This is a genomic window from Streptomyces sp. NPDC023723 (genome assembly GCF_040639815.1).
Lineage (GTDB): Bacteria > Actinomycetota > Actinomycetes > Streptomycetales > Streptomycetaceae > Streptomyces.
Genome location: NZ_JBFAAP010000074.1, coordinates 17078 through 31312, shown reverse-complemented (window position 1 = coordinate 31312; position 14235 = coordinate 17078). Strand labels below are relative to the sequence as shown.

Annotated in this window: 13 protein-coding genes and 1 pseudogene; 6 read left to right on the top strand and 8 right to left on the bottom strand. The window is 70.5% G+C overall.

All coding sequences use genetic code 11. The features are described from left to right. Positions 1–39: 39 nt before the first annotated feature. The 6 genes and pseudogenes from AB0G32_RS37225 to AB0G32_RS37200 form a co-directional block, all read right to left on the bottom strand. Entirely contained in the window at positions 40–1938 is a 1899-nt protein-coding gene (locus tag AB0G32_RS37225) for a DUF2264 domain-containing protein (protein WP_361174265.1), read from the bottom strand. Beyond that, positions 1935–2966: a hydroxyacid dehydrogenase gene (locus tag AB0G32_RS37220; RefSeq protein ID WP_361174262.1), complete on the bottom strand. Its 1032-nt coding sequence runs from the start codon at positions 2964–2966 to the stop codon at positions 1935–1937. Before AB0G32_RS37220 ends, AB0G32_RS37225 begins: the two co-directional genes overlap by 4 nt. Further along, a pseudogene (locus AB0G32_RS37215) lies at positions 2963–3115 on the bottom strand (carbohydrate ABC transporter permease); the annotation flags it as partial. The pseudogene AB0G32_RS37215 and the gene AB0G32_RS37220, both read right to left, overlap by 4 nt. 28 nt (positions 3116–3143) lie before the next feature. Beyond that, positions 3144–3572, bottom strand: a complete 429-nt coding sequence (locus AB0G32_RS37210; RefSeq protein ID WP_361174259.1) for a transposase — start codon at positions 3570–3572, stop codon at positions 3144–3146. Positions 3573–3727: 155 nt separating this feature from the next. Next, the gene (locus AB0G32_RS37205) at positions 3728–4609 is read right to left on the bottom strand and encodes an aminoglycoside phosphotransferase family protein (protein ID WP_361174256.1); all 882 of its coding nucleotides are present in this window, start codon (positions 4607–4609) and stop codon (positions 3728–3730) included. After that, positions 4606–6009 carry a helix-turn-helix transcriptional regulator gene (locus AB0G32_RS37200; RefSeq protein WP_361174253.1) on the bottom strand — a complete coding sequence of 468 codons (1404 nt, stop codon included), beginning with the start codon at positions 6007–6009 and terminating at the stop codon, positions 4606–4608. Before AB0G32_RS37200 ends, AB0G32_RS37205 begins: the two co-directional genes overlap by 4 nt. Positions 6010–6165: 156 nt before the next feature. Between AB0G32_RS37200 and AB0G32_RS37195 the strand changes: the two genes are divergently transcribed. The 3 genes from AB0G32_RS37195 to AB0G32_RS37185 are packed head-to-tail and all read left to right on the top strand — an operon-like array spanning position 6166 to position 7639. Continuing rightward, a complete protein-coding gene (locus AB0G32_RS37195) occupies positions 6166–6627 on the top strand; it encodes an ATP-binding protein (protein WP_361174249.1) in 462 nt (153 codons plus the stop codon). A 44-nt stretch (positions 6628–6671) separates the two neighbouring features. Next, entirely contained in the window at positions 6672–6800 is a 129-nt protein-coding gene (locus AB0G32_RS37190; protein WP_361174246.1) for a DUF5999 family protein, read from the top strand. Beyond that, a complete protein-coding gene (locus AB0G32_RS37185) occupies positions 6797–7639 on the top strand; it encodes an endonuclease/exonuclease/phosphatase family protein (protein WP_361174243.1) in 843 nt (280 codons plus the stop codon). The genes AB0G32_RS37190 and AB0G32_RS37185 overlap by 4 nt, the downstream gene beginning before the upstream one ends. A gap of 296 nt (positions 7640–7935) precedes the next feature. On the opposite strand, the gene AB0G32_RS37180 is transcribed toward AB0G32_RS37185, so the two are convergent. Then, positions 7936–8418, bottom strand: a complete 483-nt coding sequence (locus tag AB0G32_RS37180) for an SAM-dependent methyltransferase (RefSeq protein ID WP_361174240.1) — start codon at positions 8416–8418, stop codon at positions 7936–7938. A 72-nt stretch (positions 8419–8490) separates the two neighbouring features. Beyond that, the gene (locus tag AB0G32_RS37175; protein ID WP_361174237.1) at positions 8491–9879 is read right to left on the bottom strand and encodes a Tat pathway signal protein; all 1389 of its coding nucleotides are present in this window, start codon (positions 9877–9879) and stop codon (positions 8491–8493) included. A gap of 189 nt (positions 9880–10068) precedes the next feature. Here AB0G32_RS37175 and AB0G32_RS37170 point away from each other — a divergent pair, with 189 nt between their 5' ends. From AB0G32_RS37170 to AB0G32_RS37160, 3 genes are all read left to right on the top strand, one after another. Continuing rightward, entirely contained in the window at positions 10069–10563 is a 495-nt protein-coding gene (locus AB0G32_RS37170; RefSeq protein ID WP_361174234.1) for a DUF6415 family natural product biosynthesis protein, read from the top strand. Positions 10564–10720: 157 nt separating this feature from the next. After that, positions 10721–12646, top strand: a complete 1926-nt coding sequence (locus tag AB0G32_RS37165; RefSeq protein ID WP_361174231.1) for a glycoside hydrolase family 15 protein — start codon at positions 10721–10723, stop codon at positions 12644–12646. 15 nt (positions 12647–12661) lie between these two features. After that, complete coding sequence (locus AB0G32_RS37160) at positions 12662–14167, top strand: ATP-binding protein (RefSeq protein ID WP_361174228.1); 1506 nt, start codon at positions 12662–12664, stop codon at positions 14165–14167. Positions 14168–14235: the final 68 nt, after the last annotated feature.

Below are 14235 nucleotides of genomic sequence, written 5' to 3'. Positions count from 1 at the left end.
CCCCCCCCCCGGGGGGGGCCCCCCCGCCCCCCCCCCGGCTCAGCCCGCCTGGTGCGTGACCCGGACCGGATCGAAGCCGACCCGGGTACGCCCGCCGCCGTCGGCCCAGGTCACCTCCAGCCCCGTGGTGCCGTCCGCCGTGCACTCCACGACGGCCGCCGGCAGCGGACCCGGCCCCGGGGCCGCGCCGAGGGCGGCCAGACAGACGTGCAGCGTCGTGCCCCGCGCCGTACCGGTGAGGCGGGGCACCTCCGCCCAGCGGGTGTACGCGGTGCCCTGCGGGGCGCGCAGCGGCTCGGGGTCCGGGTCGAAGCCGTGCAGGCCGTGCAGGGACGAGACCAGCGGCTCGTCGGGGCCGGTGGCCCACCCGGTCTGGGTGACCCGGGTCCCGGCCGGCGCCCCGCTCACCCGGTGCACCCGCAGTTCGCGGGCCCCCACCGCCACCGTCACGCTGTCCACCCGCAGCCCCGGCACCATCGGGGGCCCGGCCGCGAAGACCGGCCGGTGCCAGGACGCCGCCCAGCCCCAGCCGTCGCCGTGCCCGGCACCCAGCGGGTGCAGACGCCGGCGCACGCTCGGCCGGCCGGCCACCTCGACGCAGAGGTGGTTGTCGGCGACGTTCCCGGGCGCCGTCGGCCCGGTCCGGGTCGAGTACGCCTGCCGCCCGTAGTGCGGGTCGTCCTCGGCCGCCGTCTCGCCCTCGTGCGGCCGGACATGGTCACTGCCGTGGTTGTGCAGCCGTACGATCCCGTCCGCGCGGGTCGCCTGCACCAGCAGCCCGGGGGCGGGCAGGGACAGCACCCGGTCGGCCCGCTCCACCGGGGCCGGCTGCTCCACCGCCGTCCACAGCGGGTGGCCGGCCGGTGCCAGCAGCGCCACGAACGCCTTCGACGCCCAGTAGGGGGAGGCGGGACCGGAGTAGGACTGGAGGACGGCGTCGTGCGGGCCGTGCCAGCCGAGACCGAGCAGCCCGTCGGCGGTGAGTGCGCCGCGGTCCAGGAAGTACCGCAGGCTGCCGCTGGCCAGCCGCCGGGAGACGCCCGGTGCGAGCGGGGTGTGCCCGGTCAGCGCGCCGAGGCCGACCGCCGCCGACGCGGCGAACCGGTACGTCAGCGACCGGCCGAAGTGCAGCGGCGCCCCGTCCCCGCCGAACATCAGCGCGAAGCCGTCGAGGTGCGCGCGCAGCCGCTCGCCGTAGCGGGCGCCGGCCTCCGGGTCGCCGCCGAGGTGGGCGTCGAGCACCGGGTACAGGTGCAATGCCCAGCCGTTGTAGTGGTCGAAGGCGCGGCCGTCGCCGTCCGCGTACCAGCCGCCGCCCCGGTACCAGCCCTCCAGCAGTTCCAGCGCCCGCTGCCGGGCCGCCGCCGTCTCGGCGTCACCGCGCCCGACCGACTCCAGGAAACCGGCGACCGTGTAGGGGAAGAGGTACCAGTTGTTGGGGGCCGGGGTGTGCCGCAGCGCTCCGCGCAGCCACTGCGCCGCCCGGTCCTGGACGTCGGCGTCGAGCCGTTTCCACAGCCAGGGCGCGGTCAGCCGGAGGCCGAGGGCGACCGACGCCGACTCGACCATCGGCTGGCCCCGCACGTCGTGGTCGAGGATCAGCGGCCAGGACTCGGTGTCGTCCCGGCCGGGGGTGCGGGTGCCCGCGGCGAGGCCCTCGGCGTAGCGGTCCAGCCAGCCGTGCGGGTCGGCGCCGCCCGCGCCCGCCACCCGGAACGCGGCGGCCAGGAAGGTACGGGCGTAGCCCTCCAGACCGTCCGAGCGGGTCCCCGACCGGGACGGCCGCCCCGGCAGGTCGAGCAGGGCGCCGCCCGGGGTGCGCCACCGCCACGCGGCGGCCAGCAGCCCGTCGGCCACGGCCTCCCAGTGGGCGCGGGTGTAACCGGTGTACGGGCTGGACGCCCGGTCTTCGGCGGGCAGTTCGAACGGGATGCTCATGCCAGGAAGGCCAGCCTTTCGCGTCGTACGGGATGGCGGAAGCCCGCGCCGGACGCCCAGTGTGCGATCTCGGCCAGGGCCAGGTCGGCCAGCCGCCGCCACTCGTTGCCGACCGAACCGGCCAGGTGCGGGGTGATCAGGGCGTTCTCGCAGTCCCACAGGGGGTGGCCGGGCGGCAGCGGCTCGGGGTCGGTGACGTCCAGGACGGCCCGGACCCGGCCGGCCCGCACCGCGTCGGTCAGCGCGTCCTGGTCGACGACCGGCCCCCGGGAGGTGTTGATCAGCACGGCGTCGTCCGGCATCGAGTCGATCAGCGCCCGGCTCACCAGGCCCCGGGTCTCGGGCAGCAGCGGGGTGTGCACGCTGACGGTGTCGCTGCGGGCGAACAGCTCCGCCAGCTCGACGCGTTCCACGCCCAGGCCGGCCGCTTCGGCGGCCGGCACGTACGGGTCGTGCAGCAGCACCTCCAGGTCGTGCGGGCGCAGCAGGTCGATGACGCGGCGGCCGATCAGGGAGGCGGAGAGGATGCCGACGGTGCGGCGGTGGTTGCCGACGGTGCGCGGGGTGCGCAGCCAGTCGTCGCGCCGCCGGGTCGCCTGGTAGGCGCGGGCCTGCTCCAGCGCCCGCTTGCCGGTGAGCAGGATCATCCCGAGGGTGTACTCGGCCACTGGCACCGCGTTGGCCGCGGCGGCCGAGGACACCTCGATGCCGCGTTCCCAGCAGGCGTCGGTGACATGGCCGCGGACGCTGCCCGCGGTGTGTGCCACCGCCCGCAGCCGGGGCGCCGCCGCGAGCACCCCGGCGTCCAGCGGCGGGCAGCCCCAGCCGGTCACCAGCAGGTCGACGCCGGCCAGGACGGACCTCGCGCGCGGGGTGGACAGGTCGTCCAGGACGGGGAAGGGGGCGAGGTCGCAGAGCGTGCCCAGGGCGGTGCGGGACTCCGGGTCGAGGACGGCCTCGGCCGCGGCCGGCGACATGGCCACGGCCGCGCGGGGCCGGAAGCCGGGACCAGGGACGTGCGGACTCACTTGACGGCTCCGGCGGTCAGTCCGCTGCGCCAGAAACGCTGGAGCAGCACGAAGGCGAGGATGAGGGGAACGACGGCGAGCAGCGACCCCATGATCACCACGGAGTAGTACTCCGGTGACACCGAGGCGGAACTGTTCCACTGGTACAGGCTAACTTGTCTGTCGCTTCCTGCGGCTTTACCTCAGAAAGGGCCTTTGACCTGCGTCGGAGGCCCTTTCCGGGCTTTCAGGAGCTTGCTGTGCTAGGTAGCGGAAAGTCCCTCGGAAGTCCCTTGGACAGCGCTGAAAGTCCCTGAAAAGTCCCTGGAGCGGAGGGGGCGATGACGCCTCCGTTGGTCGGGCCGTTGTGGAATCACGCTGTCGCTCTGTCCTGCGGTTGCAGCCGCCGTGAGGCAGGGAGCTGGTCGGCAGCGGAGTGCGCGTGACCGTCTGGCAGGGCCCGTAGCGTTCCGGCAGGTCACGCCAGGAGATACCCGTGCGGATCTTGTAGACCATCCCGTTGATGACTCGGCGGTCCTCCACGCGGGGCCGCCCCGTTGCGGCCCGAGGGATCAGCGGAGCGAGCAACCTCCATTCCTGGTCAGTGAGTTCGTGACGACGTACCACGGCACCATGATCTACGACCCGGATGATCTTCGAAGACGGACCCTAGTGGTCAGCCCACGCTCAAGTCGAGAATGAGGCACAGTGCGGGTTGACATAGCAGCCTCTAGCCGACTTGTCAGATACGCGAGCAGCTTCCACATAGACCTGCTCTCGGGCTACATGATCCCTTTCCAGTGCCACGGCGGTGCCCCAGCCCGGCCCCGCAGACAGTCAACGCGATACTGCGCCTCGTGCCGCCATTCCGGATGTGTGGCGGCGTGTTGAGCTGCGTACGTTGCCATACGCAACTCTCGTGCACCGGCGAGGAGGTCGTACCCTTCCCACTGCGTCACATCAATGCCGTAGGACTCGCAGAAAGCGGCGTACTCCAGCGCGGACACCGCGCCCGTCGTGGTGAGTTTCACCGCGGTCGACACCAGGTCCCACTCGGGAGGACCGAACGAAGCGCGCTCGAAGTCCAAAAGCAACGGGCCGGCCTTCGTGCGCGCCACATTGCCGACCCATGCATCCCCGTGCACTACACACTCCGGCAGCCCCTTCGGTCTGGAAGCCCACTGGCCCCTGAGGTCTTCTAGCCGGCCGTGCAGCCACTGCCGGTCGCCATCGGACAGCGTGCTCGCTGCGTCAATGCGCTCAGTCAGCCGGACAAATGGGTCCAGCTCGCCGAGCGGCAGATCTGGCTTCGGTAGGGCGTGCAGTAGTTTGAGGAGCACGACGACGTCGGCGACAGTTCCGACCTCGTGGGGCGGAAGCTCCTGCCAGAACGTCACCGGGTGCCCGTCAGCCGTTACCGGCTGCCGCAAGTCGAGGGCGCGCACGGCGGGCACCTCCTCTGCGGCAAGCCAGCGTGCCACCTGCACCTCGCGCGCGGCAGCAGCGGACTGGCCTGGCCGGGCGATGCGCACCACTACTCCCTTGGGCAGACGCCATATGGCGTTCTCAGCGATCCGGATCGGCTCGGCCTCAGTGGCATCGAGGCCGGCAGCCAGGCACGCCGCCTTTAGTACTCCTCGGTCGGGTGTGATTGATGTGTTCACGCTTGCACCGTAGTCGCGATGCGTTCGCGCAGGTCCCGGGCGTCAGAAAGGCTCCCGTACCGGCCCGCGAACCGGGCAAGTTCACGCAGATCATCGGCGGCCCGGCACGAGGTCAGCTTGCCGACATCGTCCAGGGCCCGATGGCCGAGCACGACCGCTTGCCGTGGGTCGTCGCCCTTGGCCATGACCAGGGAAGCGAGCTTCGTCTGGGAAATGGCCCGAGAGCGGGCAAAGGCATTGCCGTGCCCCTTCACCGCAATGTCGAAGCGGCGGGCCGCTTGCCCAGGATCTTCGTCCGCGTGGACAGCGAGGTCAAACAGGGCGTGCGCGGTGTCGCCGTGGTGCTGCGCGTAGTCGTAGTAGGCCATCCACGGCGGGTCCTGTTTCGGGTCGGATTGCTCGAACGCCGCGTCGGCTTCTCCGACCGCGCGCAGGGTGTTGGCCACGTCGCGCATCTTCCCGAAGGCGCGAGCCCGGGCGGTATGCAACATGGCTCGTTCGGTTGCGGTGAGTCGGTCAGAGCGCACCAGACCCTTCTCCGCGTGAGTGAGGCCCGTATCCGGGTCTCCGACCCAGATCTCCTGCCGTGCCATGAACGAGTACGTTTTGGCCCGTAGGTGCCATTCTCCGGCTTCCTCTGTGCACTCGGCGGCGAGCCGGAAACTGACGCGAGCATCGTCGTGGGCATACGCGTCGAACTGCGAAGCGCCGACAACGATCCCCAAGCGGGCTACGGAGGCCAGGAGTTCGGGGCGCAGTGTCTCGGAGCAGGGCACCGGCAGCAAACCCGCCCCCCACATGATGGCGCCGCGGGCGAGTTCTCGTACCGCGCCACCGCCTCCGTGCTCGTTGTCTTGCCGATGGATGACATCAGCCAGCGACTTCAACTGCCCGATCTCGCGCGGGCTGATCTGCGCGGGGACCTCCCGGGGGGCTGTTGGGGTGACGAGACGGACGAGATCTATGGGGGTGATGGCGGCAAGGCCGCTCGCGGTGAGGAAGGCACGACGGTCCACAGAGGCAGGGCTCTCACTTGACGTTCTTGTACGAGCGCTGTCCAGGGTGCCGCCTCCCTGCACCTGAACCGAAATGCCCACCCCACCAAAAGGTGTACTTTCCGTTTCAGGGCGGGGTTTTTCCGTTTGCCCGAACACCATGCCCCATGCCCTGGTGAGAACACCACCAGTCTCCAAGAACTCGTCGAGGCGCCTGGCCAAGTCCTGCGAGCAGGTGGCAGTACCCTTCTCGATCTTCTCAAGAAGAGAGCCGCTGACCTGCACCTTTACACCCAACTCGGCGTGAGTGAGGGGGCCGCGCAGCTTGCGCCAAGTCCGCAGTTCGTGGCCGAACCAGTCACGCGGAGACGCCTCCGGGCTCAACTGCTTCTCAGGTCTGGGCATGGGCTGTCCTTGCTTGCGAAACGGAAGATTGAGGTTTCCGAATCAAGATCTGTACACGTTCCTGTCGGCCTGGCTCCATGGTTGCTGACGGCCGCCACCCCAGTACACACCGCATCTGGCGCCCGTTGTAGAGACTTCGTCGAACGAGGGGCTCCCGTGAAGGCAGATCTGATGGAGGCGCAACAGCCCATCGCGCAGGGTGCAAGTGCGAGGATTCGAGCGCGCTCCGGCACCTGCGAGATTGACATTGCTCTGACAGCCGCGGTCGTCTCGGCCGTTCGCGACGTCGTGAGCGCGTGCCTACGCCTGTGGGACCTGCAGGAACTGGAGTGGCGAGCCACTCTCACCGCGTCTGAGCTGCTGACGAACGCCTTCCAGCACGCCCGCAAAGAGGACGAGCCCTCGGTTCCCGTCAGAGTCGTCCTCACGCGCACCCCGGACGGCATCTTCCTCGCGGTCAGTGACCCCCACCCCCGGCACCCGGTACCCGTTTTGGCCGGCGCCAGTGACGAAAACGGTCGCGGGCTGAGGCTGATCAAGCAGTTCAGCGACGGATACGGCTGCTCGTCCACTGCCCACGGCAAGGACGTGTGGGTCACCATCCTGCGCTCTGTCTAGCTCTGTCCACCGCCCTCTCAGTGAGCCTTGGAAGGACCACCACCATGTGCCGGCACGCACCCCCCTGTCCCACGGCTGACGCTCCAGACCGGAAGACCGCGCGGACGATCTCGCGGCGCCCGAGCCAGGGTTGGTCTGTGACCTGCAGCGTTGTGACCGGAGGCGCCGAATGAAGCTGCGTGCCGTGGCCTGGAACCTGTACCTCGGCGGCCTGGATGGCGCCGACGAGTCGCGCTTGCGCACGCAGATGAAGATCCTTGCCGACTTGGCCCCCGACATCCTGTGCCTTCCTGAGTGCACGCGATGGGACGAGGACGACCAACGGCGTCTGTGGTGGACGGCACACGAGCTGGGCCTGACGCCGGTCGCTATGGCGCCCTCCCGCATCGGCGATGGGCGCAACTACACCACCCTGCTGTACCGGCCGTCTCGCTTGCGGCTGATCGGCCGACGAGTCCTGGGCAGGGAGGTGTTCCATCACGCCCTGATCCGGGCACGGCTGCGACCCGTCGCAGCCGGGGACCATGACGGCTGCGACTTCCTCGCCTTCGGCACACATTTCAGCTACGTCGATGGCGATGTACGTCTGCACGAGGCGCGGTGGCTGACGGACTACGGCGGTGAGTTTTCTGGCGTACCGCCGCGCGCGATCCTCCTGGGGGACTTGAACACCCCGGACAGGGAACCGGAGAGCTGGTCTCTCGTCCCGAACAACCTGCACTCGCGGTATCGGATCGTTTTGCCCAATGGTGAATTCGGTGGAGTCGACTCGCGTGCTCTCGACGTTCTGCTCAACTCCGGGTGGGGTGACCCTCAAGTACTGACAGGCGAGAAGAGAGCCCCCACCGTCGGCTACTTCTACCCGAATGAGCCTGTCCCGTGGTGCTTGGACTATGGCCTTGTCGCCGGCCTGCAGGTGACCGCGTACCGCACATACGACACGCCCCAGGCGCGGGCTGTCTCTGACCATCTGCCGGTGATCCTCGACGTGGAAACAGACCCATGCGGATGACGAAAGAGCAGAGAAGAAACGCGCTGTGCACCAGGGCGCTGTTCTTCGAGGACACCCGGTGGTCTGCTGTCCGATGGGACGATCACCCTGCCGTCTCGGCCTCTCCAGGCGCAGGCGGCGTGCTGATGGGCTGGGCCGTCTTTTGCGACCGCCGGCGGCGAATCGGCTTCGTCTGCCGGGCGTGGTTCTTCGACGAGGACTGCCGCACCGGCCGGCCTGCTCCCCGTTCTGCTCGCGAGCAGGCCGTGCTGCACGCCCCCGGCGGGGCCGGCGTCGAGGTACCGCAGCAAGCCTGTCTACGGGCGTTCCGACGCGTCACACCAGTAGGTTGCGAGCATCTCGCCCGGCCAGACCGGCTGGCGGACAGCTCCTCGGGGGCCCATCTCCTGGAAGTACGGGGCCAGGTCCACGACCGGCGTTCCGTCGACCGCGTCGAGGTCCGTCACCAGGAGGTCGCGGCCTTTGACGCTGAGCAGCTTGGGGTAGCTGACGGCGAGCTGGTTGGGGCGTCGGTGGTTTCGGTGAACGAAGGTTCCGGTCGCCGGCCACTGCGGGTTGCCCCGGGGGCTGCGGGCGTGGAGTTGGACGTCCTCCGGTTGCGCCAGGTGGAAGCGCCACGTCACCGTCAGGTGGGAGAACTCCTCGATGCCTTGCAGCGTTTCGAGGGGGTAGGTGTCGTTGAGCCGGATGACCGATTCGACTCCAGCCTGGTAGTCGTCCTGAACGCGTGTGTGGCCGCCGACCACTGTTGCGATCGACTCGACCTCGTACGTCGTCATCGGGGCTCGTTCCTCTCCCTCAAAGTTGCGCGTTCGGCAGCCGTCGTGCGAAGCAACGGGTGTGCTTCGCGGTCAGCCTATGGTCCGCAGCATCTCTCGTGCGCGGCGGTCCAGTTCGGCTACGCGGCGGCCTCCGCGCTGTCGGACGGGCGAGAGGTCGCTCTGCATGCGGACGATGACGTCGCGGGCGCGGCCGGACTGGACGCCGGTCATGGCGTCGAGTGCCTGGGCCCAGGTGCCGCATGCCTCGTCGAGGCGTCCTTGCTGGACCTGGACGGCGCCGAGGTAGCCGAGGGTCACGCTGTGGGTGCGGGCGTACTGCTGCCGGCGGCGGGTGGCGACGCTGTGCTGGAAGTGGATTTCGGCGTCGCGGGCGCTGCCCAGGTCCCGCAGGGCGCAGGCGGTCTCGTGGGCGAGGGAGGCTTCTTGGAAGAAGCCGACGCGGCCGGGGGCGTCTTCGTTGTCGGCGTGTGTGAGGTCTCTCTCCGCGCGGCTGATGGCCGCGAGGGTGCCGGGGCGGTCGCCGTCGGCGGCCAGGGCGCGGGCGTGGACGATCGCGAGCAGGGCCTTCTCGCGCGCGCCGGCCTGGCCGTAGTGAGTTTGGGACATGGAGGCGTCGGCCAGGTCGAGGGCCCTGCGTGGGTGTCCGAGGTCGACCGCTTGGTGGGCGAGGGCGCGCAGGATGTGGCCGCCCAGCGGTCCGTCTGCGGCTTCGGCGGCGATGCGTGCGGCGAGGGTGAGGTAGCGCTGGGCGGTGCGGTGTTCGGAGGCGTCGAACGCCATCCAGCCGGCGAGGTAGGTCATCTCGGCGACGGCCGCGTACGTGTCCCGGCGCAGCCGTTCGGTTCGGAACCTGCTGCCCAGCAGTGGCACCGCTTCGTCGCGCAGATGACCGGCCAGGGCCGAGCGGCCGGAGGCTCCTCCGCGTTGCTGGTCCCGCGCGGAGTAGAAGGCGGTCAGGTGGCGGACGTCGTCGATGTCGGCCTGTGTCACCAGCCGGGAGGAAACTGCTGGGCGTGTTGCCGCGGTGGCCGGGGCGGCTGCCCACCACGGTGCGGCGGGCAGGGTGAGGCTGGCGGCCGAGTAGGCGGTGGTCGCCAGCAGCTTGCGTCGGTGCATGTCCAGATCGTCGCTTCCCAGCTCGGCCAGCACGGTCAGAGGGTCGACGCTCCAGTCGGAACTGCTGTCGGTCGGGCCGGTCGGCCCGTCTTCCAGCCCGAGGTCGGTGAGGGTGAGGCGTCGGCCGAGCCTGCGGGAGAGCGTTTCACGCAGGATATGAGGCGCTCGTCCGCTGGGTTTCGTGCCCTGGATCCACATGGCGATGTGCGAGCGGGAGACGGCCTCCAGTTCGCGTGCGCCGCTCTCCGCGGCCACCCGAGCGACGGCGGCGGCTGCTTGGGGCTGGGACCAGCCCGCTTCGCGCAGGAGTGCGGCAAGGGCGATGTTTCGCTCACGGGCCATGGACTGCCCCCCGGTTCCGAAATGATCTTTGACGCCTTTGACGGCCTTGCGGCCCGCGCAGGCATACCCCCCAGCGGGGATTCGCGGTTCGCTCAACGTAGCGGCCGGATCACTCACCTTGCACGTCAATCGACCGCGGTGCACGGCGTTACCCGTCCAAGTTAGCTTGATCGATACAGGAGTTGTGTCATGCGTCTCTCGCTGGCCCCTGGCCGGGCGTCCTGTCGCCCCGGCGAGCAGGACAGGACGAGTCCGGTTGGTGGCAAGCCGAGTCTGCGGCGGGCCCAGGCGGCCTTCGCGGCGGAGACGGTGAGGCTCGTGCTGGGCGAGGACTCGCCGTTGCCGGACACTGCCGCCGATGTGGAGGACCTCGCACGGCGGCTGCGAGGTCACGTCAGCCAGCTGGGCGCCCTGGCGCCTGCCCGGGAGTCGGCCCTGCTCCGTGCGCAGCAGCTGTGCGCGGGCGGCCTTCCCGAGGGCTACATGCCCAGCCGGGTTCATCTGGTCAGGCTGGCGGAGGCGACCCAGGAGCTGATTTCTGCCGTGCAGCCTCATGGAGATGCCTCCGCGCAGCCGGCGCGGGGACGGCGCTGGTGGAAGCCGCCGGTCAACGTGCTGCGCGGCTCGGTCTTCGCTCTCGCCTTGGCCTGCTTGGTTCTGGCCGCGTCCGTGCCCCGGACGTGAACGTGAGCGGCGCAGTACTGATCGCACCGAATTCCCGCCCGATGGCGTGGCTGGTCTGCCGAGACGGTCGAGCACCGGTCTTGCCCGGGCCGTTTTCAGCCGCTGCGGCGGCCCAGACACCCTCCCCGGATTAGCGGGGCCTACGGAGATCCACACGATGAAGCGTTTTCCGCGTATCGAGCAGTACGCCCTGATCGGCGACATGCAGACCAGCGCCCTCGTCCGCGACGACGGATCGATCGACTGGCTGTGCCTGCCCCGGTTCGACTCCCCGGCCGTGCTGGCCGGCCTGCTCGGGACGCAGGAGCACGGCACCTGGCGGATCGCTCCGGCTTCCACCGTCGTCTCACCTGGTTCCCGGGCCGCTGCCGAACGGCGTTACCAGGGTCCCTCGTTGGTCCTGGAGTCGGTGTGGCACACCGAAACCGGGACCGTTCGGGTCACCGATTTCATGCCGCCGTGTGACGGAGCACCGCAGGTGATCCGGATTGTCGAGGGTTCCTCCGGCACCGTGCCGGTGGTCTCCGCTCTGCGTCCGCGTCCGGGGTACGGCCGGGTCAGCCCGTGGGTCTTCGATGTGGGCGGGCGGATGGCCGCCGTGGCCGGCACGGATGCCCTGTGGCTGGACACCTCCGTGGAGCAGAGAGAGAAGGACGGCGCCATCGTCAGTTCGTTCACCGTGGCCGCCGGGCAGACCGTGGCGTTCGTGCTGAGCTGGCCCCCGTCCCACAGGGCTGTCTCCGAGGTACCGGACCCCGACGCCGCGCTGCGTGCGACGCACGCGTTCTGGCGCAACTGGGCACGCCAGTGCTCCTACACCGGACCGCACCAGGAGGCGGTCGTGCGGTCGCTGGTGACGCTGAAGGCGCTGACGCACCGGGCGAGCGGGGGAATGGTCGCGGCACCGACCACGTCGCTGCCCGAGGAGATCGGCGGCGCACGGAACTGGGACTACCGCTACACCTGGCTGCGCGACGCCTCCATGTCCGTGGGCGCCCTGCTGGGGGCCGGGTACCAGGAGGAGGCGCAGGCATGGCGGCGCTGGCTGCTGCGGGCCGTAGCCGGGGACCCGGAGCGGCTGCAGATCATGTACGGGGTCACTGGTGAGCGTGATCTGCGGGAGCGGGTGCTGGCGTGGCTGCCCGGATACGCGGGGTCCGCGCCCGTCCGGACCGGTAACGGGGCCGCGGGCCAGCTGCAGCTCGACGTGTACGGCGAGGTGATCGAGGCCCTCTACCTCGCCCACCAGAGCGGCCTGCCGCACTGTGCCGACGCCGCCGCCCTGCACCGGCAGCTCATCGAACAGCTGGTGCGGCGCTGGCAGGAGCCGGACGAGGGCATCTGGGAGATCCGCGGGCCGCGCCGGCACTTCGTGCATTCGAAGGTGATGGCCTGGGTGGCCGTCGACCGCACGGTCCGCCTGGCCGAGGCCGGCGCCCTCGACCTCGACGTCGCACCCCTGGTTACGCTGCGGGAGACCATCCACCACGAGGTGTGCACGAAGGGCTTCGACCCGGTCCGCAACACCTTCACCCAGTCCTACGGCTCCAGCGAGCTGGACGCCGCTCTGCTGCTGATCCCCAAGGTCGGGTTCCTGCCGCCGAAAGATCCGCGCGTCATCGGCACCGTGGACGCGGTCCGCCGTGAACTGGCCACCGACGACGGGCTCGTGCACCGCTACCAGACCGCCGGGAGACGGGCCGGCGTGGACGGCCTGCCCGGCGACGAGGGGGCCTTCGTTCTCTGCGCCTTCTGGCTGGTCGACGCCCTCGCCCTGACCGGCCGTCACACCGAGGCCAGCGCCCTGTTCGACCGGCTCCTTGATCTGCGTACCGGCCTCGGGCTCCTGGCCGAGGAGTACGACTGCACCCGCAGGCGTCAACTCGGCAACTTCCCCCAGGCGTTCAGCCACATCGGACTGGTCCAGTCCGCCCGGCTGCTGGAGCAGCTCGCCATCCGCCCGTCTGTCGCCCCGGACGAGGTGCCGGCGGCCACGCTCACCCCCCCATCGTCCGTGGCCCGTACAACGGGTGCGAAGCACTCGGTCGGCTCTGCCGGCCGCCCAGCCCTCTGCCGTTTCTGATCGTTGAGGATCCTCATGTCCGACAGCGTTGTCCCCGCCCGGCCGGCCTCGCACGGTCACCGCAGACGACAGCCTGCGCGCGACCGGGCCCTGCTCCGTCACGTCCGCCGCGCTGTACTGACACCCCTGTTGATGCTCACAGCGCTCGCGGGTACCGCGCTCGCCCTGTGGCCGACGGGCCTGTCCCACGGCTGGGTCCTGGCCGGCCTGGGGTGCGGGCTATCGCAAGTGGCCGTGGTGGCCGCCCTCCATATCCGTGCTGCTGCGGAGACCGCGCACACGGCAGTCTCCACGGCGCATACGGCGGGCCTGTCGGTGGTCGCGGACGCGGTGGCGGCGGTGGAGAAGTCGCTGTTGTGGTCGGCGGAGGAGCTGTGCCGCGGGGCACGGCCTCCGGTGCCCCGCCAGCAGGCGCCGCGGAACGACGGCCCGGTGGCGGAGATCGAGAGCGCGCTGGGCGAGGTGCAGGTCCAGGCCGTGACTTCCCTGATCCGCGTGCACGACGAGTCGCAGTCCGTGGTGCTGCTGGAGGTCCTGCGCCGCCTGGCCCAGCGCGAGCACGCGCTCGTCGGCAAGGCACTGGAGGCGTTGAGCCGGCTGGAGAACCTGACCGACGACCCGGAGCTGCTGGACACCATCTTCCAGATCGACCACCTGGTGACCCGCATTCGCCGGCAGGTGGAGAGCACCGCGGTGCTGGGCGGTCAGTCCCTGCGCCAGACGCGGCAGGCGGTCTCAGTGACCCTCGTGCTGCGCGGCGCGGTCTCCGAAGTGATCCACTACCCGCGTGTCGGTGTCGCGGCGGGATCCGTCGTGGCGGAGCTGGGGCTGCCCGGCCATGTGGGGCCGGACCTCACCCACCTGCTGGCCGAGCTGATCGAGAACGCATGCCAGTTCTCCGACCCGGACACCAAGGTGATCGTGAGGGCGCAGCGGGTGTCGGCCGGGCTCGCGATCGAGGTGGAGGACCGTGCCCTTCCGATGCCCCCGGAGATCCGTGAGCGGATGAACCATCTGCTCGCCCAGCCGGACCAGGTCGACGTCAGCGGTCAGGTCCGCGCGCGGAAACTGGGCCTGCTGGTCGCGGCGAAGATCGCTCAGCGGCACGGGCTCACGGTCCGGCTGCAGGAGAACCCGACGGGAGGCACCACCGCCCTCGTGGTCGTCCCGGCCAAGCTCCTGGTCCCGATCACTCACACCCGCGAGTCCAGCGGCCCGCTGCGCGGCGCCGTCGCCCAGCCCCCGGCCGGCGCGGCGTCCGACAATGCCTCACCGGCCAGTCCGCGTGTCCCGGATACCCCCGCCGCCCAACCCCTGCCCGTCAGGGCGCCGGCAGGTGACGAGAGCGTGCCGGACCTGCCCCGGCGTGAGCACCGGGCCGGGGCCTTCCGCCCGCCGGCGGAACGGGAACAGCCGCAGGTCCCGGCCGCGACCCCCGGTCTGGCAGCAGCCTTCCACCGCGGTCAGCAAGCCGGCCGGAGCACGCCTGCGGCCACTCCCTCTCCTCCGCGTCAGCCCTGACCCGTCCGGTCCCCGTTCTCGTAGGCCGGCTACGACCCGCCCGCCGGCCTTCCCCCCTCTTCTGGAGC